General features: G+C 65.6%; 22 protein-coding genes and 1 tRNA gene. 9 read left to right on the forward strand and 14 right to left on the reverse strand.

Going from position 1 to position 24,394, the window contains the following annotated elements:
• Window positions 1-40: 40 nt before the first annotated feature.
• On the reverse strand, window positions 41-1,234 hold the full coding sequence (locus ACP4XC_RS17555; RefSeq protein WP_427171898.1) for a type II toxin-antitoxin system HipA family toxin: 1,194 nt from the start codon (window positions 1,232-1,234) through the stop codon (window positions 41-43).
• Window positions 1,234-1,491 (reverse strand): helix-turn-helix transcriptional regulator, encoded by a 258-nt coding sequence (locus tag ACP4XC_RS17560; protein WP_427171900.1) that lies wholly within the window; start codon window positions 1,489-1,491, stop codon window positions 1,234-1,236. Before ACP4XC_RS17560 ends, ACP4XC_RS17555 begins: the two co-directional genes overlap by 1 nt.
• 170 nt (window positions 1,492-1,661) lie before the next feature.
• On the opposite strand from ACP4XC_RS17560, the gene ACP4XC_RS17565 reads away from it, so the two are divergent.
• The gene (locus tag ACP4XC_RS17565) at window positions 1,662-2,027 is read left to right on the forward strand and encodes a hypothetical protein (RefSeq protein ID WP_427171902.1); all 366 of its coding nucleotides are present in this window, start codon (window positions 1,662-1,664) and stop codon (window positions 2,025-2,027) included.
• Between the two features lie 40 nt (window positions 2,028-2,067).
• Here the strand turns inward: ACP4XC_RS17565 and ACP4XC_RS17570 are convergent, their stop codons facing one another.
• From ACP4XC_RS17570 to ACP4XC_RS17580, 3 genes are all read right to left on the reverse strand, one after another.
• Complete coding sequence (locus tag ACP4XC_RS17570) at window positions 2,068-2,925, reverse strand: S1 family peptidase (protein WP_427171904.1); 858 nt, start codon at window positions 2,923-2,925, stop codon at window positions 2,068-2,070.
• Window positions 2,926-3,090: 165 nt separating this feature from the next.
• Window positions 3,091-4,059: an IS481 family transposase gene (locus tag ACP4XC_RS17575; RefSeq protein WP_427171285.1), complete on the reverse strand. Its 969-nt coding sequence runs from the start codon at window positions 4,057-4,059 to the stop codon at window positions 3,091-3,093.
• 108 nt (window positions 4,060-4,167) lie between these two features.
• Window positions 4,168-5,763: an ABC-F family ATP-binding cassette domain-containing protein gene (locus ACP4XC_RS17580; RefSeq protein ID WP_427171906.1), complete on the reverse strand. Its 1,596-nt coding sequence runs from the start codon at window positions 5,761-5,763 to the stop codon at window positions 4,168-4,170.
• Window positions 5,764-6,131: 368 nt separating this feature from the next.
• Between ACP4XC_RS17580 and ACP4XC_RS17585 the strand changes: the two genes are divergently transcribed.
• Window positions 6,132-7,730 (forward strand): S53 family peptidase, encoded by a 1,599-nt coding sequence (locus ACP4XC_RS17585; RefSeq protein ID WP_427171908.1) that lies wholly within the window; start codon window positions 6,132-6,134, stop codon window positions 7,728-7,730.
• A 41-nt stretch (window positions 7,731-7,771) separates the two neighbouring features.
• Here the strand turns inward: ACP4XC_RS17585 and ACP4XC_RS17590 are convergent, their stop codons facing one another.
• On the reverse strand, window positions 7,772-8,446 hold the full coding sequence (locus tag ACP4XC_RS17590; protein ID WP_427171910.1) for a DUF1345 domain-containing protein: 675 nt from the start codon (window positions 8,444-8,446) through the stop codon (window positions 7,772-7,774).
• Window positions 8,447-8,596: 150 nt separating this feature from the next.
• Between ACP4XC_RS17590 and ACP4XC_RS17595 the strand changes: the two genes are divergently transcribed.
• Complete coding sequence (locus ACP4XC_RS17595; RefSeq protein ID WP_427175151.1) at window positions 8,597-9,997, forward strand: glutamate decarboxylase; 1,401 nt, start codon at window positions 8,597-8,599, stop codon at window positions 9,995-9,997.
• A 27-nt stretch (window positions 9,998-10,024) separates the two neighbouring features.
• Window positions 10,025-10,891 carry a class II glutamine amidotransferase gene (locus tag ACP4XC_RS17600; RefSeq protein WP_427171912.1) on the forward strand — a complete coding sequence of 289 codons (867 nt, stop codon included), beginning with the start codon at window positions 10,025-10,027 and terminating at the stop codon, window positions 10,889-10,891.
• Here ACP4XC_RS17600 and ACP4XC_RS17605 read toward each other — a convergent pair.
• Window positions 10,888-11,352 (reverse strand): GatB/YqeY domain-containing protein, encoded by a 465-nt coding sequence (locus tag ACP4XC_RS17605; protein ID WP_427171914.1) that lies wholly within the window; start codon window positions 11,350-11,352, stop codon window positions 10,888-10,890. The genes ACP4XC_RS17600 and ACP4XC_RS17605 overlap by 4 nt on opposite strands.
• Before the next feature lie 266 nt (window positions 11,353-11,618).
• Here ACP4XC_RS17605 and ACP4XC_RS17610 point away from each other — a divergent pair, with 266 nt between their 5' ends.
• Together ACP4XC_RS17610 and ACP4XC_RS17615 are read left to right on the forward strand one after the other, a co-directional pair.
• Window positions 11,619-11,915: a hypothetical protein gene (locus ACP4XC_RS17610; protein WP_427171916.1), complete on the forward strand. Its 297-nt coding sequence runs from the start codon at window positions 11,619-11,621 to the stop codon at window positions 11,913-11,915.
• A gap of 67 nt (window positions 11,916-11,982) precedes the next feature.
• Complete coding sequence (locus ACP4XC_RS17615) at window positions 11,983-12,534, forward strand: hypothetical protein (RefSeq protein ID WP_427171918.1); 552 nt, start codon at window positions 11,983-11,985, stop codon at window positions 12,532-12,534.
• On the opposite strand, the gene ACP4XC_RS17620 is transcribed toward ACP4XC_RS17615, so the two are convergent.
• The 5 genes from ACP4XC_RS17620 to galU all read right to left on the reverse strand — a co-directional run bounded on the left by ACP4XC_RS17620 (window position 12,526) and on the right by galU (window position 16,204).
• Window positions 12,526-12,598, reverse strand: a tRNA-Ala gene (locus ACP4XC_RS17620). The two genes, ACP4XC_RS17615 and ACP4XC_RS17620, sit on opposite strands and share 9 nt — an antisense overlap.
• Before the next feature lie 48 nt (window positions 12,599-12,646).
• A complete protein-coding gene (locus ACP4XC_RS17625; RefSeq protein ID WP_427171920.1) occupies window positions 12,647-13,447 on the reverse strand; it encodes an SDR family oxidoreductase in 801 nt (266 codons plus the stop codon).
• A gap of 132 nt (window positions 13,448-13,579) precedes the next feature.
• On the reverse strand, window positions 13,580-14,527 hold the full coding sequence (locus tag ACP4XC_RS17630) for a hypothetical protein (protein ID WP_427175152.1): 948 nt from the start codon (window positions 14,525-14,527) through the stop codon (window positions 13,580-13,582).
• Between the two features lie 138 nt (window positions 14,528-14,665).
• Window positions 14,666-15,283, reverse strand: coding sequence for a GNAT family N-acetyltransferase (locus ACP4XC_RS17635; RefSeq protein ID WP_427171922.1), 618 nt, complete (start codon window positions 15,281-15,283; stop codon window positions 14,666-14,668).
• 6 nt (window positions 15,284-15,289) lie between these two features.
• Window positions 15,290-16,204 (reverse strand): UTP--glucose-1-phosphate uridylyltransferase GalU, encoded by a 915-nt coding sequence (gene galU / locus ACP4XC_RS17640; RefSeq protein ID WP_427171924.1) that lies wholly within the window; start codon window positions 16,202-16,204, stop codon window positions 15,290-15,292.
• Window positions 16,205-16,296: 92 nt separating this feature from the next.
• Between galU and ACP4XC_RS17645 the strand changes: the two genes are divergently transcribed.
• The 3 genes from ACP4XC_RS17645 to cpaB all read left to right on the forward strand — a co-directional run bounded on the left by ACP4XC_RS17645 (window position 16,297) and on the right by cpaB (window position 18,134).
• The gene (locus ACP4XC_RS17645) at window positions 16,297-16,893 is read left to right on the forward strand and encodes a 5-formyltetrahydrofolate cyclo-ligase (protein ID WP_427171926.1); all 597 of its coding nucleotides are present in this window, start codon (window positions 16,297-16,299) and stop codon (window positions 16,891-16,893) included.
• 127 nt (window positions 16,894-17,020) lie between these two features.
• A complete protein-coding gene (locus tag ACP4XC_RS17650) occupies window positions 17,021-17,272 on the forward strand; it encodes an FmdB family zinc ribbon protein (RefSeq protein ID WP_427171928.1) in 252 nt (83 codons plus the stop codon).
• A 109-nt stretch (window positions 17,273-17,381) separates the two neighbouring features.
• Window positions 17,382-18,134 (forward strand): Flp pilus assembly protein CpaB, encoded by a 753-nt coding sequence (cpaB, locus tag ACP4XC_RS17655; RefSeq protein WP_427171930.1) that lies wholly within the window; start codon window positions 17,382-17,384, stop codon window positions 18,132-18,134.
• A 76-nt stretch (window positions 18,135-18,210) separates the two neighbouring features.
• Here the strand turns inward: cpaB and ACP4XC_RS17660 are convergent, their stop codons facing one another.
• Together ACP4XC_RS17660 and guaA are read right to left on the reverse strand one after the other, a co-directional pair.
• Window positions 18,211-22,548 (reverse strand): AAA family ATPase, encoded by a 4,338-nt coding sequence (locus tag ACP4XC_RS17660; RefSeq protein WP_427171932.1) that lies wholly within the window; start codon window positions 22,546-22,548, stop codon window positions 18,211-18,213.
• A gap of 143 nt (window positions 22,549-22,691) precedes the next feature.
• A complete protein-coding gene (gene guaA, locus ACP4XC_RS17665; protein WP_427171934.1) occupies window positions 22,692-24,281 on the reverse strand; it encodes a glutamine-hydrolyzing GMP synthase in 1,590 nt (529 codons plus the stop codon).
• Window positions 24,282-24,394 lie beyond the last annotated feature (113 nt).

Genomic DNA, 24,394 nt, shown 5'->3' on the forward strand with positions numbered 1-24,394 from the left:
CTTTGCACAGCCTGCAGTGCCTGTTCTGGACGCTGACGGCTCAGGCTTGGAGTTCTCCGCGGCGGAAACGCAACTCCCGCTCCGCTCCCCGCAGCGGAGAACCGGTGAAAGGCAGCGAGCCCAATTGGACAGCAGTGGCGGCCGCGAGCGCCGTGGCGTTGGCGGCCGCGGCGGCTCGCTGGGGCAGCCTCAGCGTTTCGGCGAATTCCGCCCAATGGCTGGCCCTGAGGTTCCTTGTCCTTCCTGCCACCGGGAGGGCCATGGTTTCGTCGCCATAAAGCAGCGTGCACGGGACGTCGTAGACGGGGGCCATCACGAATCCTCCGGGTGCACCGAGGACGGCGAGGTTCTTCGCGTGGAGGTCGCCGTTTCCTGTCAGCCACGCGAAGAGAAACTGCAGATAGAGATTGCGCCCGGCGATGAGGGGGGCTTTGCATAATCCGGCCAGAGCCGCGGCCACCCGCTCCGAGTCGACAGAGTACTTGGAAGCAGGGGGCAGTCCCAGGACTTGGGTTCCGTCTTCCAAGGGCAGGCGCCGCCACGTTCCGTCCGCGGCTTTGACCCGGTCGAAACGCTCCACGAGCAGGCCAGGCAGTCCGTTCCTGTCGGTGATGACCGAGCTCCTGGCCACCGGAATCTTCAATCCTTTGGCCCCGGCCAGGTGAAGGGCCTCGTTTTCGACCAGATGGGGATGTTCGGGCGGGTTCAGCTTCAGCAGGTACCGCCGCCCGCGCAGGGCCAGTGGCGTGGTCAGCATGGAGGCGCTGGTCTTCCGCTGGACCCCGGGCAGTCCGTGCAGATCCACCGCATTGGCAAGGGCGGAGAAATCCAGGTCCCCGGGCGCGGAGGTGTCGGCCAGGCTCGGCGGTTCCACCGGGGCTTCGCCGGCGGGCACCACCTGAACGTCTCCAGGAACATCCGCCCCAACAGCCAGCAACAGGGTCAACTCGTCATCGAAACTGGTCTTGATGGCATTCCTCAGGACCGTGAGGCGGTGGCCCTCCGGCAGCAGCCCGGCAAAGAACGGGGGCAGCGATCCCGCCGGCGTTTCCACCGCCCCATCCGTCAGCGGCAGGGTCACAGCCACAGCGGGAGAACCGGCAGCCAGATAATCCCCCGTGTACTCGAAACGGACGCTGCCCCGGCCCGTGCGGCTGAGGTGCCCGGCGAGCGCGCCGTTCTTGTACACGTCCGCGCTCCGGACGAACTTGAGGTCCTGCAGGTCCGCAACCATCAGCGCACCGTCAGATGCAGGCCCAGGACATTGGCCACCGCCACGAGAGCGGCCAGTGACGGGTTCCCGGTTCCGGTTTCGATGGCCCGGATGGTTCGTTCAGAGGTTCCGGCCAGGTGCGCCAGGTCCGCCTGCGTAATCCCGGCGTCCTTCCGGGCCCTGCGGATACCAGCCGCGATTCCCTCGACGTCGTCCATTGCGCCCCCACGTTCGGCAATATTCTGCCGGATCGAATGCTTCCTCCCTTTATCTTTCATGGAAAACAGCATTTCGGCAATATGATGCCGAAAGCTAGCTTCCGAGGATGAGGGGGCGCGGCCAATCGCCGGACCGGCAGGATATTTCCGATGGATGACGGTGCGCGGCGCTTCCGGCCCGGGGCGGGGTGGTCTGGCGCGCCCCTCGAAGACACGCCTAGGCTGTTGGTATGGCTGACACTTTCACATCCCTCGCGGAGACATTCAAGAATGTGGGCGTGGCTCGGGCGTACGGGCCGCCGGTTACGGTCGGAGGAGAAGAGCTCATCCCCGTGGCGCTGGTGTCCTTTGGCTTCGGCGGCGGCAGCGATGCCGGCAGCGAATCTGTCGGCACTGCTGACGGCGCTAAAGACAAGGGCGCCGCCGCTGGCGGTGGCGGTGGCGGCTTTATCCTCCCTCTCGGGGTGTACAGCCGTAACGGGAGCGGGCGGGTGGTCTTCAAACCCAACGCCGTCGCCGTCCTGGCCACCCTTGTGCCCTTGGCCTGTGCGGTGGGAATGTCGCTTCGCGGCGTCCTGCGGGCGGCCCGGAAGTAGGCTCCAACCCGCCCGTCCGAGCCATGGGGCGCCCGTTGGATCAGGGCGTTCCCGGCGCCGACGTTCCCGCTGCCGAATTGAGCCAGTCCAGCTCGTAGGCGACCGACGCGGACATGTTCAGGTAACTTGCCGCTGGTGGCAGTTCGATGGCGTTGGTTACACCCGCGAGTTTCCGCACGCCGTCCTCCACCCAGACCACAGGGCCGCCGCTGTCACCTGAATTGACTGATCGCTCTTTCGAGTAGGTGCAGAACTGCCAGGCCCCGGCAATGTCCGGACAGGTTTCGGCGGCCACAGTGGCCACGCTGATTTCCCGGAGCTGGCTGGGAGCCGCGCAAGGATCCTGCGACTTGAAGGGGTCCGCTGTGCAGCCATACCCGGCGACCACCACGCTGGCCCCCACCGGGGGCTCCGTGGAGGCCAGTTCGATGGGAGCCTCCGTCACGCTCGTCTGCAGCGTGAGCATGGCTATGTCGTCTTTGATCAGTGCCGAGTCATAATCCGGCATCGGTACGGCCTGAGTGACCGCCACGGAATACTGACCCGGGTTTTGCCCCGAGTGGAAGGTCACGGATGTTGCGAGCGGCGCCTGCCCGCCGTAGCGGATGCAGTGCGCCGCGGTGACCACAGTGTCCGGCCTAATCAGGGATCCGGTGCAGGATGCGAAACCCTGTGTGTAGGCCATGTCCACTTTCACCACCCAGCCATAGTCCTGGGGCACGGATGGGGAACCGTTGAACACCGCCTGCGAAGGCACGGCGGTGGTCGCCATCAACAGTGACACGACGCCGACGACGGCGGACGACAGCCGGGCGGCAATGCGCCGCCCCGGGCTGTGCCCGGCCGTGGTTCCGGTGTCGGCGCCGTGGGTGATGCGGGTGAGTTTTCTGATGCGCATGAGGTGACTCCTCATTAGAGCCTGGATATTCGCGGATGTGGTGTGGGAGCCACCGCAGCCCGTCATCGGGGCTGACCGTTGGTTCCCGGGGATGCACACATCTGCCCCCAGTCGCAGAGCTCAACTGTGCTCCTCACCGCGCATATCGTCAAGCCATGGCGCCCGCTAGGTGTATTGACCTGAGAGGTTGGTAACACGGCTGGCCGGTGGCTGACCTTTGAGTGAAGTGTGGCCTCGGTGATGATTGTAATGATGGAGCCAGTCAGCGAAAGCGGCAGCACGCTCGGTTTCTGATCCATAGGGTTTGGCGTAGGCCCATTCGTCGAGCATGGTGCGGTTGTAGCGTTCGACTTTGCCATTGGTTTGGGGCCTGTAGGGGCGGGTGCGTTTGTGGCTGATGTCCGGGCCCAGCGCGTCCTTGAAGGCGTGGGCGCGGTAGCAGGAGCCGTTGTCCGTCAACACCCTTTTGACTACGATTCCGCACGATTCGAAATAGGCGTTGGCGCGTTCCCAGAACCCCGCTGCGGTGTCCTTCTTCTCATCGGCCAGGATCTCGGTATAGGCAAGCCGAGAGTGGTCATCAACGGCATTGTGCAAGAAGGCGTAGCCCGGTCGCCGGTTCGCCGTCGTGCCGGTCTTGTTTTTATTACCCGCGGCCCGGCCGGTGACGCGGTGGCCGCCGCCGTCCGGGATCCGTCCGAGCTTCTTGATGTCCACGTGGACCAGCTCCCCGGGGCTGTGGTGCTCGTACCGGCGGATCACCCGGCCTGTGGCCCGGTCCATCCACGACAGCCTCGCCAACCCGAACCTCGACAGAACCCGGTGCACTGTGGACGGATGGATCCCCAGCAGAAAGCCGATCCGTGCCGGACCCCACCGGCGGTTGACCCTAAGCGCGATGATCCGCCGCTCCCGCCGCACGGACGTCCGCTGCGGGGAGCTGACGGGCCGGCTGGAACGATCACCCATCCCGCGCTCACCGTGCTCCCGGTAACGGGCCGCCCACCTCGCCGCGGTTGCCACCGACACCTGGAACCGCTCAGCAGCACGGCGCAGGGACCACCCGTCCTCGACAACGCACCTAGCCAGCCGGAGCCTGCCCTTCGGCGTCAGGAGCGCGTTAGCATGGGACATTGAAGACCTCCTTGTGGATCGGACTCTAGACAAGCCCCACTCCACTCGGAGGTCTTCTTTTTGTCACCTATCCACGCCGGGCGTCCCTAACGTCCGTGGACAATACAGCTAGGCTGCGCGGACCTGCACTTCGCCCGGGTTCGCTGCCTCGCTTCCGAAAACCAAATGCCGGGTGGCGATTTTCTCGGTGAAGAAACGGTCGTGGCTGACCACCACCACTGCTCCAGGAAAATGGAGGAGTGCCCGCTCCATCACCTGGGTGCTGGACAGGTCCAAGTGGTTGGTTGGCTCATCCAGCAGCAGCACCGACGCCCCCGAAAGAAGGCATTGCGCCATGGCCACGCGGGCCCGCTGGCCACCGGAAAGATTTCCGATTTTCTGCTTGAGGTCAGCCTCGGAGAACTGGAACATCGCGAGGAACCTGTTGACGGATTTCTTCGTGGCGCTGAACGCGAGGCTGTCCGGGAGCGCGTTGACGGCATGGGAAACGGTGTCGGCGTCGTCGAGCTCCTCAAGCATCCGGTTGTAAGAGACGAATCCCGGGCCCTTGGCCCAAGTCACCACTCCGGCATCCGGCTGTTCCTCCCCGGTCAGCACCTTCAGGAGCGTGGATTTCCCGCTTCCGTTGGCGCCCAGGACCACCATGCGGTTGCCCCGCCTGATTTCGAAGCTCAGTTCCTCAAAGAGCGTGTGGCCGCCGTAGGACTTGCCCAGCCCCTCCACCCGGCAGAGCACATCCTTCACATGAAGGCCGCTGTAGATTTCCGTCACGATCTGGTCCACCGGCCTGGGCACGCGGGACTTCTTGATCTTGGCCAGGTTGTTGCCCAGGCCCCGGCTGGCAGCCTTGGCGGCTTCCCGTCGATCGGAGATGCCCTCCGCTTCGAAGGCCAGCAGCTCGGACTCATGCACGAACTGGGCCTCGAGTGTCTTGAGGCGGAACTGTTTCTGCACCACGTACTCGGCGAAATTACCCGGATACTCGTGCAAATGGAAGTTCTCCACCTCGATGATCCGGGTGACCACGGTGTCGAGGAACTTCCGGTCGTGCGAGACGATGATGGCGGCCCCCCGGAAGTCGCGGAACCATGCCTCCAGCCACTCAACGCCGGCCACGTCCAGGAAGTTGGTGGGCTCGTCAAGCAGTAACACGTCCGGCCGTTCGAGCAGGATCTTGGCCAAGGCAGCGCGGTTACGCCAGCCGCCGGACAAGTCATCGATGGGGCAAGCGCGATGGGCCCCGCTGAAGCCCAGCGTGGTCAGTGCTGTATCAATGCGCCGCTGATAGTCCCAGCCGTCCAGACGGTCCATGTCCTCGAACAGCTCGGCCTGGCGCCGGATCAGCCGGTCAAGGGCGTCGCCGTCGGAGGAATCCAGGGCGATCGCAGCGTCAATCGCCGCGAGCTCGGTTTCGATGGCCTTGATGTCGTGGAAGAGATCCTCGAGGACTTCAGTGATGGTGGCTTCGCCGTCGAGCTCGGAGAACTGGGAGAAGTAGCCCACCCGCGTCCCCAGCTCCAGGGTGACCGTTCCGGTGTCCGGTGACACCTGGTCCAGGACCAGCTTGAGCAGCGTCGTCTTCCCGGACCCGTTCTTGCCGATCAGCCCGGCCCGGTCGCCGGGTTCCAGGCGGAAGAACGCCTCGCGCAGGATTTGTCTGTTGTCGTAACGAACGCTGACGTCGTGCAGCCGAATGAGACTCATTGGCGGTGTCCTCTCAAGGGGTGGTTCCGTGGATCCCGGAAGAACCGTCCGGCGTCGACCGCATTTCCTGGCTGGCTCCGCCCTATGGCGGAGACGCCCTTGATCCAAGGACCGCCCGAAGGCTCTGGGAACTGGCTGACGATGTGGGTGCGGCTGGCGCCGCGCACTTCATTGTCTCAAATTGGACGGGCGCCGCCGGACACGGGACAGACTCAACATAACTTTTGGGCCCACCTTCCCCGTCGTGTCGTAGGGCTTGGGCATAATCGGAGATGTGTCCCTCGGAACCGCGTTTCATACCTCTTTCGGCGTCTGGCCGCCAATCAGCGGCGGCACGCCGTAAGGGCACGACCAGAAATGGAGATCCCTTGAAAGATCAGGACAATACAGGCAACGCTGCGCCGGAACCCTCCCTCCCGCTGCCGGGATCTGAGCGGGGAGCGGCGCGGGAACTCCAGGCCACGGCCGGTCCCGTTGATCCCTCCCGCCGGATTGAGGTGACGGTGGTCCTGCGGCGCCGGGCTCCCCTTCCCGAACAGGCGCTCACCGTCCCCATTTCCCGCGAGGACCTCGCCGCCAGCCATGGCGCGTCCGAAGCCGAGCTGAACCTCGTCATGGAATCCTTTACCCGGCTCGGGGCGCAGGTCATTGAAGCTGACGCCGCATCGCGCCGTGTGCGGCTGTCCGGGACGGTGGCCCTGCTGAGCCGGATCTTTGGTACCTCCCTGGAGGAAGTCACCAGCGCCGGTGCCAACGGCAAGGCCGTCACGCACCGTCACCGTACGGGTGGCCTGCAGATCCCTGCCGCCCTCGATGGCGTCGTCACCGCCGTCCTCGGCCTCGATGACCGCCCCCAGGCCCGCGCACAGTTCCGCGCCATCCCGCTGGCCTCCGCAGCGGTCAGCTACACCCCGCCGGAACTGGGCAGGATCTACAACTTCCCCGCCGGCACCGACGGCGACGGTCAGAACGTGGCCATCATCGAACTCGGCGGCGGATACGACCCGCAGGATCTCGACGCCTATTTCCGGGGCCTGGGCATCACCATGCCCCGGATCACGGCCGTTGGAGTGGACGGCGGGGCGAATAAGCCCGGCGAAGATCCCAAAGGCGCCGACGGGGAAGTGTTGCTTGACGTGGAAGTAGTGGGCGCATTGGCTCCCAAAGCCGGCATTTTCGTCTACTTCGCGCCAAACACCGACGCGGGGTTCCTGGACGCCCTCGCCGCCGCCTCCCATGCAACCCCTGCCCCGGCAGCCATCAGCATCAGCTGGGGCCAAAGCGAGGACGACTGGACCGCTCAGGCGCGCACGGCGTTCGACCAGGCACTCGCCGACGCCGCCGCCATGGGCGTCACCGTTACCGCGGCAGCCGGGGACAACGGAAGCGCGGACGGCGCAACCGACGGCCGTGACCATGCGGACTTTCCTGCCTCCAGTCCACATGCGCTGGCATGCGGAGGGACCCGGCTTGAGGCTGACCCTGCCACCGGGGCGGTGAGGGCCGAGACCGTCTGGAATGACGGTCCCAACTCGGCGACTGGCGGCGGGTACAGTGACGCCTTCGCCGTCCCGCCCTGGCAAAACGGCCTCATCAGCCACGCCCGGCACCGCAAGCCGTCGCCCGGTGGAGCCCGTGGGCGAGGCGTTCCCGACGTCAGCGGCGTCGCCGATCCCCAGACTGGATACAAGGTCCGGGTCGACGGCAAAGACATGGTGATAGGCGGCACCAGCGCTGTCGCACCGTTGTGGGCCGCCCTGATCGCACGCCTGGCTCAGGCCACAAACCGCCGGTTCGGACTCCTCCAGCCCCTTCTCTACGGCCACACGGCATCGGGTACCGGCTTCCGCGACGTGACCACAGGCTCCAACGGCACCTACCACGCGGGACCCGGCTGGGACCCCTGCACCGGACTGGGTTCCCCCGACGGCGCAACGCTGCTCGCCAAGGTCCAGTCCGCGCTCTGAGTCGGGCGCGGCCGGGCGCGGCCGGGCGCGGCCGGGCGCCGTTAGTGGATGAGGCCCGCGACGAGATTGATAGTGGTGGCCAGAACGATGGCGCCAAGCAGGTAGGACAGCAGGGCCTGGCGCAGCACGGTGGTGCGGATGGCGTCGGTCTTCAGGTCCGTATCGGACACCTGGAAGGTCATGCCCACTGTGAAGGACAGATACGCAAAATCCATGTAACGCGGAAGCTTGTCCTCGTTGAAGTCGACCCCGGTCCTGTCCCGATAGTAGATGGAGGCGTAGCGCAGCGTGAAGAGCGTGTGCACAAGGAACCACGACAATGCCACGCTCCCCAGGGCCATCGCGACGATGGCCGCCTTCGCGCCGCCCTGGGCGTCTGAGGCGTCGAGCAGGATCAGCGCCACGCCCGCGAAGCTGGCAACGGTGGCGGTCAGAACCAGTGCGTCCGAGGCACCCCGGCCGGGATCTTCGCGAAGAGCGTGGGCGGCGGTGGTTTCCGCGTTCATGCGTCCGACGACGGCCCACACCCAGATGAGGTAGGTCAAGGATGCTGCCGCCCAGCCGGTGGCAGGCGCGTAGGCCCATGATTTCAGGAAGCCGACGGCAAGGGCGGTGCCCACTCCAAGAACAACCATCACCAGGACACGCAGCCGCGAACGGTGGACCGGCCTATCGAAGTCCAACTCCGGGCGTCCCGCCTTGTCAGTTCTGCTCATGTACCGATCATGCCAGCTCGCGGCCGGGCCGCACGAGGGGTGTGCCGAATGAACCCAGCCCGGGGCTTGGGTCTACAGAGAACCCGCGATAGCGTGGGCCACGGCAGGCCGTCCCCACACGACGGCGCCAGCGATTCAAGGGAGCGAACCATCAACAGGTCACACCGGACATCGAAGAACGAACGGGACACCGCAGTTGAGCTTAGCCCGCTGTTCAGCCGCCCGGGCGAAGCGAGCACCTTCCCCCGCTTTACCATTCCAAATGGGGAGTCCCTTCCCTCGACTGCCTTTCAAATCGTGCACGACGAGGCGATGCTGGACGGGAACGCCCGGCTGAACCTGGCCACGTTCGTGGGAACGTGGATGGAGCCCGAAGCCTCGAAACTTTACGCCGAGACGTTCGATAAGAACATGATCGACAAGGACGAATACCCGCAGACGGCATTGATCGAGACCCGTTGCTGGCGCATGCTGGCCGATTTGTGGAACGCCCCCGAGCCGGCCAATGCAATCGGCACGTCCACCATCGGTTCCTCGGAGGCCTGCATGCTGGGTGGCCTGGCCCTGAAGCGCCGCTGGCAGCACCGGCGCCGGGAGGCGGGTCAATCGTCGGAGAAACCGAATCTGGTCCTCAGCTCGGCCGTGCAGGTGTGTTGGGAGAAATTCTGCAATTACTGGGACGTTGAAGCCCGTTACGTTCCGGTGTCGATGGAACATCAGATGCTTGATGGCCATGATCTGGACCGGTATGTGGACGAGAACACCATCGGTGTGGTCGCCATCATGGGTGTCACCTACACGGGCGCGTATGAACCCGTGGACAAGATCTCGGCGGCGCTGGACGAGATACAGTCACGGCGCGGGCTGGACATCCCGATCCACGTGGACGGCGCGTCCGGGGCAATGGTTGCCCCGTTCCTGCAGCCGGAGACTGTCTGGGACTTCCGGCTCCCCCGCGTCGCCTCGATCAACACCTCAGGTCATAAGTACGGCCTCGTATACCCGGGCCTCGGGTGGATCATCTGGCGGGACGAACAGGCACTCCCCGAGGACCTGATCTTCCATGTCAGCTATCTCGGAGGGGACATGCCGAGCTTCGCGCTGAACTTCTCCCGCCCGGGGGCCCAAGTCCTGCTGCAGTACTACCTTTTCCTCCGCCTGGGATTCTCCGGCTACAAGGCGGTACAGGCCACGTCCCGTGACGTGGCGCTCTATCTCTCCGGTGAAATCGGAGCAATGGAGGCCTTCACCCTGTGGAGCGACGGATCGGACATCCCCGTCTTCGCGTGGCAGCTCACGGAGGGCCACACCAGCAATTGGAACCTTCACCACCTGTCTGAGCGGCTGCGGATGAACGGCTGGCTGGTCCCGGCCTACCCTATGCCTGACGGCCTGAGCCAGGTCACGGTGCAAAGGATCGTAGTCCGCAACGGCTTCACGCGCGACCTCGCTTCAAGCTTCCTTGACGATCTCAAGAAGGAAGTTGCCTATCTGGACGGGCTCACGGGACCGATGCCCTCCGAGGGGCAGACCCCGGCCTTCCACCACTAGCGGGCAGAACCAAGCAAGGAGGCGCCCATGTGTCGACTATTCGGGCTGCACGCCGGTCCGGAGCCGGTCCGGGCAACGTTCTGGCTCCTGGACGCCCCGGACAGCCTCGCGGACCAGAGCCGGCGGGAGCCCGACGGCGCCGGGATAGGCACCTTCGATGCGGACGGCACCGCTCACGTGGCCAAGCAGCCACTTGCGGCGTGGGAGGACCACGCCTTCGCGCGCGAGGCCCGCGATCTGATAAGCACCACGTTTTTGGCCCACGTGCGGTACGCCAGCACCGGGGCACACACCATGGTCAATACGCACCCGTTCAAGCAGGACGGGCGGCTCTTCGCCCACAATGGCGCCTTTGGCGGCCTCAGCCGCCTGGACCGCCGTCTGACCGAGCTGGGCGTCGCGGACCTGGTGTTGGGTGAGACGGACAGCGAGCGGCTCTTTGCGCTCATTACCGCGGAGAGCCGCCGTGCTGGCGGCGATGTGGGCGAAGGGATCACCCGCGCCGTCACATGGATCGCGAAGGAGTTGCCCGTCTATTGCCTCAACCTCATCGTGACCACCGCGACGGATCTGTGGGCGGTCAGGTACCCGGCTACCCACGAACTTCACATCCTGGAACGATTGTCCACGGACACTGCCGCGGCCGGTCCCTTGGAAGCCCGGAGCGCCCGCATCAACGCCCGCAGCCAGGATCTTGCCCGGTCCCCGCATGTCCTGATCGCCACTGAGCCGATGGATCAGAATCCAGGGTGGCGTCCCCTGGAACCGGGTGAGCTGGTGCACGTCGGCGCGGACCTCGTGGTTACCCTCAGTTTCCCCTTCCCGGAGTCCCCGGCGCATGCGCTCGGCCTCACCGACCTGGACCCGACGGCGACGAAGTCCCAGGCCGGCTAGCCGAGCCGGCTGCGGACGATCTCGCTGACGGCCTTTCCGTCGAAGCGTCCAGCCACTTTCGCCGTGACCGGCTTCATCACGGCGCCCATCTGGCGAACCGACAGCTCCACGCCGTCGGCTTTCAGCGAGGCAATGGCCTCGTCGACGATGGCCTCGACCTCGGCGGAGGTAAGTGCCTTCGGCAGGTACGCCTCGATGATCTCTGCTTCAGCAAGCTCAGCGGCGGCACGCTCGGCCTCGCCCGCTTCGGTGTAGATGCCTGCGGTGTCGCGCCGCTTGGCGGCTTCCTTCTGCAAAAGGGCGGTCACCTGAACGTCGTCCAGCACGACCGGGGATTTGCCGGACTTTTCGCGTGTCTCGATCTCCCCCAGGACATTGCGCACCGTGGTGAGCGCTCGTTTGTTGCCGGCCTTCATGTAGCCGACGACGTCGGCATGCAGGCGTTCCTTCAAGGTGGACATTGTGTGTCCCGCTTTCTTCGAGGTCAATCGTGTGGACGCGGGGACGCCCCCGGGGGTTCTGCAGTTCTATCAGTTACCGCTCTCGGCGGACGGCACAACAGTATACCGCCGGTTCCCGCTCGTTCACGGCCTGGGGCAATCCCGGACCGGCACAAGAGGCGACACACGCCGACACCCGTTGACGATCCGCCTCGCAAGGCGTAAACCGGGCTCTACCCATCCATCCGCAGGCCAGCAGCCGGCCTGCACGTTCATAGGAGCAGGCCATGGCGGTGGCAATCATCATGGAGTTCAATGGCGCAACTCTTGAGCAGTACAACGAAATCAATCGGAAGATGGGTCTCACACCCGGGGGCCCGGGTCCGGCAGGTTCCATCTCCCATTGGGCCGCGATGATGGACGGAAAGCTTCAGGTCACCGACGTCTGGGAAAGCCGCGAGCAGTTCGACGCGTTCGCGCGGGACACGCTCGGGCCGCTCAGCATGGAAGTCGGCTTTCCCGGACCCCCAAAAATCACCTTCCATGACGTGCACAATTACTTCACGGAAGGGAACCGTGCCTGATCCGCTTTCACGCCGTGGAGATCGCCGGGGTGCACAATCCGTCGGCACTAAGGCCTAGGCTTTTCGCATGCCGCCGACGCCTTCTCCGAACCCGGTCGATGTGTTCGTTCATACTGCCCCATCCGCCAACTGGCAGGTGTGGGCGGCGTTCGCCCCTTTGATTGCCGCACTCATAGCAGCTGCCATCGCGGCCGCCACCCTGTCGCAGAGGCGCCGTGCTGACAACCGTGCCGAGTGGTGGCGGCGGGCCGAGTGGGCGTTGGACGCTTCGATGTCCGATGAGGCCATCCGGGCACAGCTCGGCCAGCAGGCCATCAACGTCCTGGGCAAGAGCAAGCTGGCCACGCCCGAAGATGCCGTCCTGCTCACGATTGGCACAGAGGCTCCGCTGGAAGCGGCCGACAGGGCGCGACGGCCCCCTCAACCCAGGACGGATGCAATCGCACCGTCACAGCGCCCCGCGTCAGTCAGCCCCAGGGATCGCAAGGTCCAGATTGCGGCCGCGAGGGCACGATCCACACTGGACAAGCTCAGCGGGGACGAAACCCCCGAATGGATCATCGACCTGTCCAAGGAGAAACCGAACAGAGATGGCGGGTCCTTCAAACTGTGGAGCTAAGGGGATTCGAACCCCTGACCTCTTCGATGCGAACGAAGCGCTCTACCAACTGAGCTATAGCCCCCGGGTAAGGCGTCCCTGATCGATGAACGCGCATACCGGTGTCCCTAGGCTACAAATAATCCGCGCGCTTGGCCAACCAGGCTCCGAATGTCTCACTTCCGTAGCGTTGTTCGGGGATCAGATTCCTGCCGTCGCGCACATACTCCCCCATTGAGCCGGGAAGCGGCAGCCTGACCAGCCTGGCCCGCGAGCCGGTGAGTTGCTTCCAGGTTTCGGCAAGCTCCCCCATGTCGTTGACCTCGGGCCCCCCGATGGTCCGGAGCCTGTGCCGTTCCCCGGAGGGCGGCTCCAGCGCCGCCTCCAGGAGCGCAGCAGCCACCTCCGCCGGAGCGATGGTCTGAAACTTCGCGCCCCGCACCACTGGAATGAGGCCGATCCTGGAGCCGGCCGCGAACAGCTGGGCCAGCAGGCTGTGAAACTGGGTGGACCGCACAGTCACTGTCTCAAGGCCGGACTCCGCATACACGATTTCCTTTTCTGCCTTGGACGAGTAGAAGCGGAGCGCCACCTGGTCACAGCCAATGATGGACAGAAGCACCGCCTTGGGAATCCCAGCCTCCTCCGCGGCCTTCAGGAGGCGGACGCCACTTGAAGCGAAGGCCCTCAGCGCCTTACCACCCCGCGCCTCCAGGCAGTCAACCACGACGTCGGATCCGGCCAGCGCCTGCCCCAGCCCCGCGCCTGTGGTGACGTCGGCACGGTAGTAGGCCGCGCCGTCGTGATGGGCGGCCTCCCCGGCCGACGGCGGGTGGCGGCTGAAGGCGGCGGTCTCGTGGCCGCGGGCCAAGGCCTGAAGCACCACTTCCCGGCCCACCTGGCCGGTGCCTCCGGCTACGCAGATGCGAGTCATGGTCCGAGGCTACAGGGACCTGGCGTGGACCGGCACCCCCTCGGGCGGACTGCCAGCCGAAGGACGGCCCCGAGGACAAACAGCAAAGCCCCGGACAGCCATCTGGGGGCGGTCCGGAGCGTTGGGGTCCAGTCAGGCGCGGCGGCGCTGCAGGACGTCGTCCAAATTGCTCAGGGCGCTCTGTGCCTTGGTCAGCGGCTTGGCCAGTGGCGGAGCAGCGGGCGGAGCAGCAGCAGTGCCCTGCTTGAGCGACGGCTTGCCCACAGCCTTGGGCGCCTCGGGCAGGGCGAGTGGCTCGGGCGCGGCGCGCTCGGCCTTGGCGGCCTCGACGTAGGTCGGTTTCGGTACCTCCACCGGCTCCCAGCTGGCGTCCCCGTCGGCGGCGCCGCCCCAGGTTTCGGGCGCGCGGACACTGTTATCCCCGGACGCCGCGGCCTCCGCCAATGCTGCCTGGCGCAGTTCCAGCGCGGTTAGCGGCTTGATCCTGGGCCGATCGGCTTCGGCGTCGAACAAAGGCCTGTCCGGAACTTTCGGAGTGTCGTGGGCGGGGACCCGGTTGGGAAGCGGAGGAGCAACTGCGGGCCGAGTCGACGGTTCAGCCATGGCTGCCCGAAAGGCGGCGTTCACTTTGGCGCGGCGGTCGCGCACAGCGAGCCGCCGGAGGAGGAAGACCGCCATAAAACCTGTCAGGAGTGCCCCCACGGGCACCCACGACGAGCCGACACCGAAGACGCGCAGGGCACCGGCCACGATCCCGGTGAGAAGGCACATCAATCCCACAAACGCGATCGCGCAGCGTCCGTAACGGACCCTGAAGGCGCCGGGACGCGCCGCAACCGGACGCCGTTCGGCCTCGGAGGTCGAGGGACCTTGTGCTGATCGCGGGCTGTTCGTGGTTTCCATTGGCTTCTCCTGCTGGGGAGTCATGTGTAAGACTTTCCCGGCTTGCGGTTGTGCTGGTTCGGCGTCTGTGACATCTAGCATCAGCTCGACGGCGGGCTGGAACTGAAGCCGTCGATTCCGGAGTACGTACGGGGCCACCCACACAATCCACAGCGCAACAGCGACAACAAGGATCACTGAGCTGCTAAGGGGGAAGTCCACATTCAAAACCGTATGAGCAATTTGCTGAGTGCACTCGCATTCGCTCCGGTGTGTCGCCGCCCGGCTCGAAAATCAGTGGAGATCTGACGAAAGGGGCCGCTCAGGGGGCGGTGTTCAGGAGGGGCGTGTTTTCAACCAGCGGGCGAGAAGTCCTTCCGGAACTTCCTCGGAGGTCAAGGCAAAAGTGCGGTGATCTGCCCATTCGCCATTGATATGCAGAAACCGGGGCCGGTAGCCCTCGTCCCGGAAGCCCAGCTTCTCCACCACCCGCAGGCTTGGCCCATTCTCAGGCCGGATATTGATTTCCATCCGGTGCAGGCCCAGGACCTGGAAGCAGTGGTCGGTAGCCATGGCGACCGCTGTGGGGGCGATTCCGTGCCCAGCGCGTGCCTTGTCAACCCAGTAGCCAAGCGTGGCCATCATTGCCGACCCCCAGACAATGGATGACACCGTCAACTGGCCCACGATCAGGGGCTGGCGAAAGCCCGGCGTCCACTCCGTGATCACGAACGGCAACGCGGTGCCTTGGGCGGCCTGCGCATTGAGGGATCTGACCATTTGGCGGTAGTCCGGCAGAGCGCCTCCGGGCGCCGGATTGGTGGCTTCCCAAGGGGCGAGCCATTCGCTGTTCCGCGACCGCACAGCGGTCCATTCCTTCCGGTCCCGGTACCGGATGGGGCGAAGCACAATGTCTCCGCACTCCAACGTCACCGGCCAGATGGCGCCCCTCATTGGGGGTTACTTGGACACGTTGGACAGGCTGGCTGTGAACTCCGGCAGCCATTCGCGGAGTCCGGGACCAAGGTCGTCACTGTCGCAGGCCAACTGGACGCAGGCCTTCAGGTAGCTGAGCTTGTCCCCGGTGTCATAGCGGCGTCCGCGGAACACAACGCCGTAAACGCCGTAGCCTTCGCCGGTGCCGGCAGCGAGCTCCTGAAGGGCGTCCGTGAGCTGGATTTCCCCGCCGCGGCCAGGTTCGGTGCGCTCAAGCACATCAAACACTGCCGGGTGGAGCACGTAGCGGCCGATCACGGCGAGGTTGGAAGGAGCCTCGTCGACGTCGGGCTTCTCGACCAGCTTCCTGATCCGGTAGTAGCCGTCGCTGTCTGTCTCTTCGATGTCCGCGCAACCGTACGAGCTGATCTGCGATGGTTCAACCTCAATGAGGGCCACCACCGACCCGCCAGTCTTAGCCTGGACCGCGATCATGGTGCTGAGGAGTTCGTCCCGGGCATCGATGAGGTCGTCACCAAGAAGAACGGCGAACGGCTCATAGCCCACGTGCTGCTTGGCACGCAGCACCGCATGGCCAAGGCCCATGGGGTCGCCCTGGCGCACGTAGTGGATGTCACCGAGGTTGCTGGCCGCCTGGATGGACTCGAGCTTGGCCGTGTCCCCCTTGGCTTCAAGCGCTGCCTCGAGCGACGGCACCCGGTCGAAATGGTCCTCAAGGGCGCGCTTGTTCCGGCCGGTGATCATCAGGATGTCGTTCAGGCCCACGTTGACGGCCTCTTCCACGACGTACTGGATCGCGGGCTTGTCAACGACGGGCAGCATTTCCTTGGGCATGGCCTTGGTGGCCGGCAGGAACCTGGTACCGAGACCCGCAGCGGGAATGACAGCCTTGCGGACGGAAGTATTGGTGGTAGTCACTGGACTAATCTAACGGAGGGACCAAACATTCGGTAATTGCTCAAGGAGCCCCTGACCCCTTTGGGCAGCCCAGTTGCGGAAGGATCTACGCATTGTCATCGAAGGACGAAATACGCGCACGCCACCGGATCCGCCGGGCGGCGCTCCTGCCTGCCGCGCTCGAAGAAGCGGGCGCCGGCATCGCCCGCAACGGGCTCGAATGGGCCCGCCGGATCTCCTCAGGACAGCCCCGGACTTTCGCCGCCTACCTGGGAGTCGGCGCCGAGCCTCCCACCCTTCCCCTTCTAAGAGCGCTGGAGAATGCGGGGCACAAAGTCCTCCTGCCTGTCTGCGGGCCGTCCATCACATTAAGCTGGGTCTACTGGACGCCGGCCACGGAATTCGTGCGCAGCGCTTATGCCCCCATCCAGGAACCCCTGGGGGACCGGCACGGCGCGGAGGTGTTCGGGGACGTGGCCGGAATTTTTATTCCCGCCACGGCCCTGGATGGCTCGGGAAACAGGATCGGCCAGGGCGGCGGTTACTACGACAAGTTCCTCGCGAACCTGGCGGCCCGTGGTCTGCGGCTGCCGGTTGCCGCCGTCGTCTACCAGAGCGAAATCCTCCCCCCGGGACAGATTCCTGCCGAGTCCTTTGACCAGCGAGTTCCGGCGGCCCTCACTCCCGAAGGCCTCGCCACGCTGATGTAGAACGGGCCGGCCGGGGTGATAGAATTGGCACTCAGGCCCTGCGACTGCTAAGGGCGGGACGTCCGGCAACGGAATTCCGCACCAGGCAGCACGGGACCTGGTCGTTTGTCCCAGAGGAGGATTTTCAGTGCCCACGTATGCATACGCCTGCAAGGACTGCAGCCACGCCTTCGAGATTGTGCAGTCCTTCACCGACAGCAGCCTGACGTCCTGCCCCGAGTGCGAGGGAACGCTTCGCAAGAAGTTCAACAGCGTTGGGGTGGTCTTCAAGGGTTCGGGCTTTTACCGCACCGATTCCCGCGATACAAAGGGAAGCAGCGTCTCGCCGGCCCCGGCCGCGCCCGCTCCGACTCCCGCCCCAGCCGCCGCAGCAAGCTGATCCGCCCCTCCCCCGCGCCACGTCGCGCGAGCCCGTAAATGCGGGTCGTTTATCCACATAGCGCGCTTAGGGGCATGCCACGGCTTGGCTGACTCCGTAGCGTGACGGTATGGCCATTACCCTCCGCAAGCGGCTGCCGGATGACCGCCGCACCACCAGACCGCTGGGACGTCCCAGGGCCCTGAGGTCGACCCGTTCCGCGCGAGGCGCTCTTCCGCGGAGACGTCGGTTTGCCAACTGGATCAACCGCCACCGCAGGCTCGCCGTCGCACTCCTGATGTGCGCCGCCGCGGGCATGGCTGTGCAACAGCTCACCCCCGCTCCCGCCTCCATGGTGCTGGCTGTAGCCTCAGCCCATGACTTGGCGGCCGGCAGCACCTTGGGGACCGCCGACCTTGCCGCAGTCAGGGTGCCGCCCGGGATGCTGCCGGAGGGTTCCTTCACCGACGGCTCCGCTCTTGAAGGGAAGCAGCTGGCAGCACCCCTGAGGAAAGGGCAGTTACTCTCGGATGCCCAGTTGCTTGGTCCCGGGCTGCTGACCGGCACAGTGCCTGGCTCGGCGGCCGTGCCGCTGAGAATGGCCGACCCCTCGTCCATCCAGCTGCTGGCGCCCGGGCAGCTGGTCAACGTTGTGATGACCACGGGAAATGACTACGAACGCCCCGGCGCCTCAGAGGTCTTGGCTGCCGCCGTACCGGTGCTGTGGACATCCGGTCAGGGGGGTAAAACCGGCCAATGGCTGGGAACCGGGGAAACCGACGGTCTGATGGTTGTGGCCGCGAACCCCGAGCAGGCACGCAGGCTCGCCGGGGCCTCAACCCAAGGGAAGCTGTTCTTCGTGCTGGTCGCATCCCCCGGTTAGGCTTGTGGCCCAGGCCCCTGGTTAGAGGGGCGGCGATACGGTGTTCCCAGGCCGAGTTGGTTGTTGGCCGCGCCGACTAGCCCCAATGCGGGGGCTTCTGCTCCTGGAGCCATGCGTCGTGATCGTATTCCGAGGCGTGGTCTCCCCAGCGTTTCGGATCGTCCTCGGAGGCCTTGTTAGGCAACACACCCGTGGGCACCGTGGCGGAAGCACGGGAACGCCCGTTCTCCTGGCTCTCATCCCCCATGAACTCGTCCGAAGCGCCCCGCCGGCTAAGGCGGGACTCGACGGCGCCAGGCTCGCCGAGGCCGTGTTCACCAGTGCCGTGTTCGCCGGTGCCGTGTTCGCCGGTCCCGTTTTCACCAGTCCCGGGCGTTCCGTTGCGTGAGCCGCCAGATTCCTTGCCGTTCATTTCCTTGCTGTCTCCCAAAGCGCTATGCACGTTATTCGGTTCCGCGCCGGCGCGTCCGGCGTTGCGGACACCATCCATCGTCAAGCGTACCGAGTCGGCGCCCGCGGGTTCCATGCCCACGGGAACATCTCCGCCGGAGTCCGCACTGGAGACGTCATGCTGGCCGGACTCATCCCGGCTGAGCGTGAGGCTTTCCACGTCGTCCTCGAAAAAGCCGACCGACTTCGGCGCAAGTCCGGACACTGTGGGCTTCTCGAGGCCCAGATAGCCGCCAATCCGGTCCGCGCACGCCGACGGGTCGGTGAACACCTCAATGGTCCACAGCGGCATGTACCGCCACCCCAGGCGTTCCAGCAGTTGCGGACGAAGCCGGCTGCGCTCACGGACACTCATCCGCCTGTACTGCTCGGTGCCGTCGGACTCAATGGCAACTGGCCGCGGCAACTCGCCCTCGTCGTGGCCGATTGAATTCACCGGGTCCGCCGCGGCGGCGACGTCCAGTACACCGTCGTATTGGTGCCAGACTCTGGCGCCGCGGGCGCGGAGCCTATCGCCAAGATCGGCTACAAGGGGATCCGCCCCCAGGGCCTGCTCACTGGCCGCGGCCCGGGAAGCCGGGGTGCCCAGATCAGTGTTCCCGGCAATCTCGCGGTCCAGTAACTCATAGAAGTCCAGGGCGCCATGGCTCAGCCTGGTGACATCCAGGTCTTCGGGCCTGAAGCAGCTGAGGACATGCATGGAGCGCCGTGCGCGCGACATGGCCAGGGCGAATTTCGCGCGGCCTCCCTCTGCGGACAGCGGCCCGAAGTTGTGCAGGGCGCGGCCGTGCGGGGTCCTGCCGTATCCCGGCGAAAAAATCACGTGGTCGCGGACCAGGCCCTGGGCGCGCTCCAGATCCACCACGCGGAAGGACTCAGGCCCTGCGGTGAAGAAGCTTGCCAGCAACGGATAGTTCGGCAGCTGCAACCGGATGGCCTCGCCGATCCTGGCCGCATGCCGAAGGCTGGCCGTCACCACGGCAAGGGATGTCCGGGGCCGGAGCCGCGCATGCTCGAACACGAGCCCCACAACCCTGTTCACCTCGGCAACCACAGACTCCACGCCCTCCTTGTCCGCGCTCGGAAGCCCCGTCCCGTCAGGCAGGTATTCCAGATGCAGGGCCCGGTCAAGCCCCGTGGCCGTCTGGCCTTCGGGGAGCCGCCGGAGGGCGCCGTCGTAAAAGCTCTTGCTCAGCTGCAACACCAGGTCTTCGTCCACCGCGCGGTACACCGACCTCAGCCGCCACGTGGGAAGCACCGCGGATAACGCCGAGTAGGCACTTTCGACGTTGAGATGGGCGGTCTCGCCGGCCGCCAGTCGCTCAACTCCAACCGTGAAGCTCCGGGGGCTGGCGATCTTGTCGTCGCCGAAGGCAATGACCTGTTTTGCACGGGCGATGGCCGGAAGCACGGCCTGCAGGGACGTCGCCTCGGCATCCAGGATGATGACAGCGTCGAATCGTTGCTCGGCCGGCAGCAGGCCGGTCATCAGATAAGGGCTGACGGACCACACCGGCACCAGCATCGGCACCAGCGCCGGCGCCTGGGCCGTCAGAGCTGCGAGGCTGACCCGGCCGTCCTTGAGCAGGCTCCGCAACAGATCCGCTTGACGCGGATGTTCCGAGATGCCAGCGTGCCACCGTTCGGAAAGCTTCCACCGCAGGCGGGCTGCGCCGCTGGCGATGTGGGCGTTGTCTGCCAGACGGTACTCTGCCTCCAGCTGCCGCAGGGCATCGCCGTCGGACATTGCCAGGTAGTCGTCTCCGCTGATCATCGCCTCAAGGGCCGACTGCCACCAGGCGAGGTCGAGTTCGGCTGCTACCGACTCGGCGGGAACCTCGCGCTCCGCCAGGTCAGCCAGGAGCTCACCCAGGCCGTGCTCACGCATGTTCTCGATCAACAGGGTCCGCTCCGGGAGGGACTTGAGCGTCTGGGAGTCCGCCACCAGGCGTTCCAGGCGTTCCATCAGTTCCTCGTACGGAGTGCGCTGCAGGTCGCCGCCGGCCCCGGTGTGCTTCACAGCGGCGCCCAGCTGGGCCAGCTCGCCGGCCAGGCCGCGGTACAGCACGTTCATCTCGGCCAGCCCCGAGGGTACCGCAGGGTGCCGCTGGCTGGTTGCGTACTCCGCCCAGAGGGCCCGCTGTTCCTGGACGAGCACCAGGGAGCTGTGCAGATCGGCTATGTGAACGCCGGGACGGACGTATTCCTTGGCAACGCGCCGCAGCCGGGACCGCTGCATGGACGGCATCTCAATGCCCCGTTCGCGCCGCCAGGGGGACGTGGCTGTTGCGGAGATGAGGTCGTGGACCGGGCGGTCAAAGATGTCCGGGGTGAATTTGTCCAGGCTTTCGCGCACCGCCATCAGAAGTTCGAGCTGCGAGCCCCACTCCGCGAACGTGGCACCAAGACGGATCTGGGCGTGCTCGGCCACCTCGCTCATGCGGTCGCGGAGCACCGGGAGGTTCTTTTCAACCGACCGGGCAACGTTGTGCGCCTCTTCCGTTTCCTTCCGGGTCAGGAGCCGCGCTCCATGCCATGGACTGGTGGTGGAGGCCCGGCTGAAGCTGCCGAGTTCAGCCGCCCGCTGGAGGCGCCCGGCGAGTTCCTGGCGGTCCCGGATGTTGTCCAGCACGCTGCGCTTGAGCCGCACGGTGGTGGCGGGAGCAGGCTGGATCGATGTCAGTTCGGCCAGTGACTGCATGGCCTGGTAGGGCGAGCAGCCCCACCGCTGGCGGATGTTGTGGAGCGACGCCACATGGTCCATCAGCGCGTGCCGGTGCTCAATCAGGGTCTTGTGCAGATTCTCCAGTTGGGGCTGCAGGGACTTCTCGTTGCGCATGATGGCGCGGACCAGCTGGCCCTTAAGCTGGACCGGCGTTGATGTGCCGGACACGCCAAAGACGATCGACTCAAGGCCCAGGGACTCCAGTTGGCCGGAAACCTCGCTGAGGCTCGCACGCCGGTCACCCACCACAAGTACGGTTTTGCCTTCATCCACCAGCGCGCCGATGGTGTTAAGTGCCGTCTGGGTCTGCCCCGTCCCCGGCGGGCTGCTGACCAGGAGCGAGTCACCGGCGCGGGCGGCGTCCACCACGTATTGCTGGTCGGCGTCCGCGTCAAGGAGCAGGAGCTCATCGGCAGGGTCACGGTGGTCGATGTCCTGGAAGCGGCGTTCATTGAGCGCGGGGACAGCCACCGTCCCGCCGGCCGCTGCCTTGACCAGGGCCGCCACGATGGCGTTGTTCTGGTTGATCCACGGGTCGTCGAGGTTCCCGGACAGGTCCGCGAACGTGGAGACGAGCAGGTTGTGCTCCACCTCGGCGCCGTGGATGGGCTTGATCAGGGTGCCGAGCCGTTCCAGGACGGGCTGCGGGTCGAAACGGGCAGTGCTATAGGCCATCCTGGTCACTGCATTGACATCGAAAACAATGCCGTGGATGGTCTTCAGGTGGCGGATGAGCGCGGGGTTGATCCGTGCCTGCTCCGTCAGTTGCAGTTCGTAGTCATCCTCCCCGGGCCTGACGGTGAGGGACATTGCCGTCAGCATGACCGGAGCCGAGACACGCTGTGGCTTGCCGCCAACCGCGGACGTCCAGCTGACAGTCCCCGCCGAAAAGTAGCCGGCGTCGATGCCGCGGTCATTGCCGAGCTCGAAGATCTTGGACCGCAGGTTGCGTGACGCGCGGGCTGCCACAACGTACTGCTGGTGGTCGCGGATCAACGTGGACAGGCGGGTGCGCCGCCCAGCCATCAACTGCGCCAGGCCGGACGGATGAGCGTGGGTGAGGTCGATGGACCCTTCCGGGGTCTTGGTGAAGCGCAGCATCGTGTCTGCTCCGGTGACAGGCTTAAGCCCCGACAGCCATTTCCTGAGCTCCTCGGAGCCCTCCGAGGGGCCTTGACCAACTGACACTACTGCCTTCTTTTCTGCGCTCGCACGTGACGCCTTGGACCATACCGGCATACTTTCGAGCGTAGCCGGAATCAGCCGGGAGTGAGAGACCAACACTGGGTCCGGCCAAATTTTGCGCTGGATTTGGCGTGGTTAACGGCGTGGACAACGAAAAGAGTGGCCGGTCTCACCGAGGAGACCGGCCACTCAAACTGCTATTCCCACTCGATGGTTCCCGGCGGCTTGCTGGTCACATCAAGCACCACGCGGTTGACGCCTTCCACCTCGTTGGTGATCCGGTTGGAAATCCGCGCGAGCAAATCATATGGCAGCCGGGACCAGTCCGCCGTCATGGCGTCCTCGGAAGAGACCGGGCGGAGCACAATGGGGTGACCGTAGGTGCGGCCGTCGCCCTGGACACCGACGCTGCGGACATCCGCCAGCAGCACCACGGGCATCTGCCACACCTCGTTGTCCAGGCCGGCCGCGGTCAGCTCCGCGCGGGCGATGGCGTCCGCCTTGCGCAGCAGGTCCAGGCGTTCCTTGGTGACTTCGCCGACGATCCGGATGCCGAGTCCCGGTCCGGGGAACGGCTGGCGTCCCACGATTTCCTGCGGCAGCCCCAGTTGGGCGCCGACCGCACGGACTTCGTCCTTGAACAGCGCGCGGAGCGGTTCCACGAGTTCGAACTGGAGGTCCCCGGGGAGGCCGCCCACGTTGTGGTGGCTCTTGATATTCGCGGCACCCTCTCCACCGCCGGATTCGACGACGTCGGGGTACAAGGTGCCCTGGACCAGGAACTTGATCTTCTCACCATGAGCCGCTGCCTCGGCGATGATGGCCAGTTCGGCTTCCTCGAAGGCGCGGATGAATTCGCGGCCGATGATCTTGCGCTTGGTCTCGGGATCGCTGACGCCAGCCAGGGCGGACTGGAAGCGCTCCTGCTCATTGGCGACGTAGAGCTTGACGCCGGTCGCGGCCACGAAGTCACGTTCAACCTGCTCGGCCTCGCCCTCGCGCAGCAGGCCATGGTCCACGAAGACACAGGTCAGCTGGTCGCCGACGGCGCGTTGCACGAGCGCCGCGGCCACGGCGGAGTCGACACCGCCGGAGAGTCCACAGAGGACCCGGGCGTCACCGATCTGCTCGCGGATGCGTTCGACCTGCTCTTCGAGGATGTTGCCGGTGGTCCAGTTCGGTTCGAGTTTGGCGCCCTTGAACAGGAAGTTCTCCAGGACCTGCTGGCCGTAGGCCGAGTGCTTGACCTCGGGATGCCACTGCACGCCGTAGAGGCATTTCTCCTCGTTCGCGAAGGCTGCGACCTCCGCGCCCGCCGTCGTTGCGAGCACGTCAAAGCCTTCCGGCGCCTCGTGCACCGAGTCGCCGTGGCTCATCCACGTCTTCTGGTACTGGGGCATGCCCTCGAGCACGGAGCGGCCTTCGCCAAGGATAGTGGTCTCCGTGGAGCCGTATTCGCGCAGGCCGGTCTTATCGACCTTGCCGCCCAGGGCGTTGGCCATGGCCTGGAATCCGTAGCAGATGCCGAATACGGGGATTCCGGCCTCGAAGAGGTCCGCGCCCACGCTCGGGGCGCCGTCTGCATACACGCTGGACGGGCCGCCGGAAAGGATGATGGCGGCGGGGTTCTTGGCCAGCAGCTGCTCGGTGGTATAGGTATGCGGAACCACTTCCGAATACACATTCGCTTCCCGGACGCGGCGGGCAATCAGCTGCGCGTACTGGGCACCGTAGTCAACAACCAGCACCGGCTTCTGGGAAGTTTGGGATGCAGTGGGAGTAGTCACCGTACTAGCCTACTTGGGCCACTGCCCGCCCGCACGTTCAGACGCTGCCGAAGGCCCGTAATCGGGGCATCAGGTTAGGCAAATCACACCGACGGCCCCCGGAAAGGGCGGCC

This window comes from Arthrobacter sp. 92, from assembly GCF_050260325.1.
Classification (GTDB): domain Bacteria; phylum Actinomycetota; class Actinomycetes; order Actinomycetales; family Micrococcaceae; genus Arthrobacter.

What these genes read in the sequence shown, in the direction of transcription:
- ACP4XC_RS17555 (WP_427171898.1), bottom strand. Translation starts at nt 1,234, where the DNA reads ATGGTTGCGGACCTGCAGGACCTCAAGTTCGTCCGGAGCGCGGACGTG.
- ACP4XC_RS17560 (WP_427171900.1), bottom strand. Translation starts at nt 1,491, where the DNA reads ATGAAAGATAAAGGGAGGAAGCATTCGATCCGGCAGAATATTGCCGAA.
- ACP4XC_RS17565 (WP_427171902.1), top strand. Translation starts at nt 1,662, where the DNA reads ATGGCTGACACTTTCACATCCCTCGCGGAGACATTCAAGAATGTGGGC.
- ACP4XC_RS17570 (WP_427171904.1), bottom strand. Translation starts at nt 2,925, where the DNA reads ATGCGCATCAGAAAACTCACCCGCATCACCCACGGCGCCGACACCGGA.
- ACP4XC_RS17575 (WP_427171285.1), bottom strand. Translation starts at nt 4,059, where the DNA reads ATGTCCCATGCTAACGCGCTCCTGACGCCGAAGGGCAGGCTCCGGCTG.
- ACP4XC_RS17580 (WP_427171906.1), bottom strand. Translation starts at nt 5,763, where the DNA reads ATGAGTCTCATTCGGCTGCACGACGTCAGCGTTCGTTACGACAACAGA.
- ACP4XC_RS17590 (WP_427171910.1), bottom strand. Translation starts at nt 8,446, where the DNA reads ATGAGCAGAACTGACAAGGCGGGACGCCCGGAGTTGGACTTCGATAGG.
- ACP4XC_RS17600 (WP_427171912.1), top strand. Translation starts at nt 10,025, where the DNA reads ATGTGTCGACTATTCGGGCTGCACGCCGGTCCGGAGCCGGTCCGGGCA.
- ACP4XC_RS17605 (WP_427171914.1), bottom strand. Translation starts at nt 11,352, where the DNA reads ATGTCCACCTTGAAGGAACGCCTGCATGCCGACGTCGTCGGCTACATG.
- ACP4XC_RS17610 (WP_427171916.1), top strand. Translation starts at nt 11,619, where the DNA reads ATGGCGGTGGCAATCATCATGGAGTTCAATGGCGCAACTCTTGAGCAG.
- ACP4XC_RS17615 (WP_427171918.1), top strand. Translation starts at nt 11,983, where the DNA reads ATGCCGCCGACGCCTTCTCCGAACCCGGTCGATGTGTTCGTTCATACT.
- ACP4XC_RS17625 (WP_427171920.1), bottom strand. Translation starts at nt 13,447, where the DNA reads ATGACTCGCATCTGCGTAGCCGGAGGCACCGGCCAGGTGGGCCGGGAA.
- ACP4XC_RS17635 (WP_427171922.1), bottom strand. Translation starts at nt 15,283, where the DNA reads ATGAGGGGCGCCATCTGGCCGGTGACGTTGGAGTGCGGAGACATTGTG.
- cpaB (WP_427171930.1), top strand. Translation starts at nt 17,382, where the DNA reads ATGGCCATTACCCTCCGCAAGCGGCTGCCGGATGACCGCCGCACCACC.
- ACP4XC_RS17660 (WP_427171932.1), bottom strand. Translation starts at nt 22,548, where the DNA reads ATGCCGGTATGGTCCAAGGCGTCACGTGCGAGCGCAGAAAAGAAGGCA.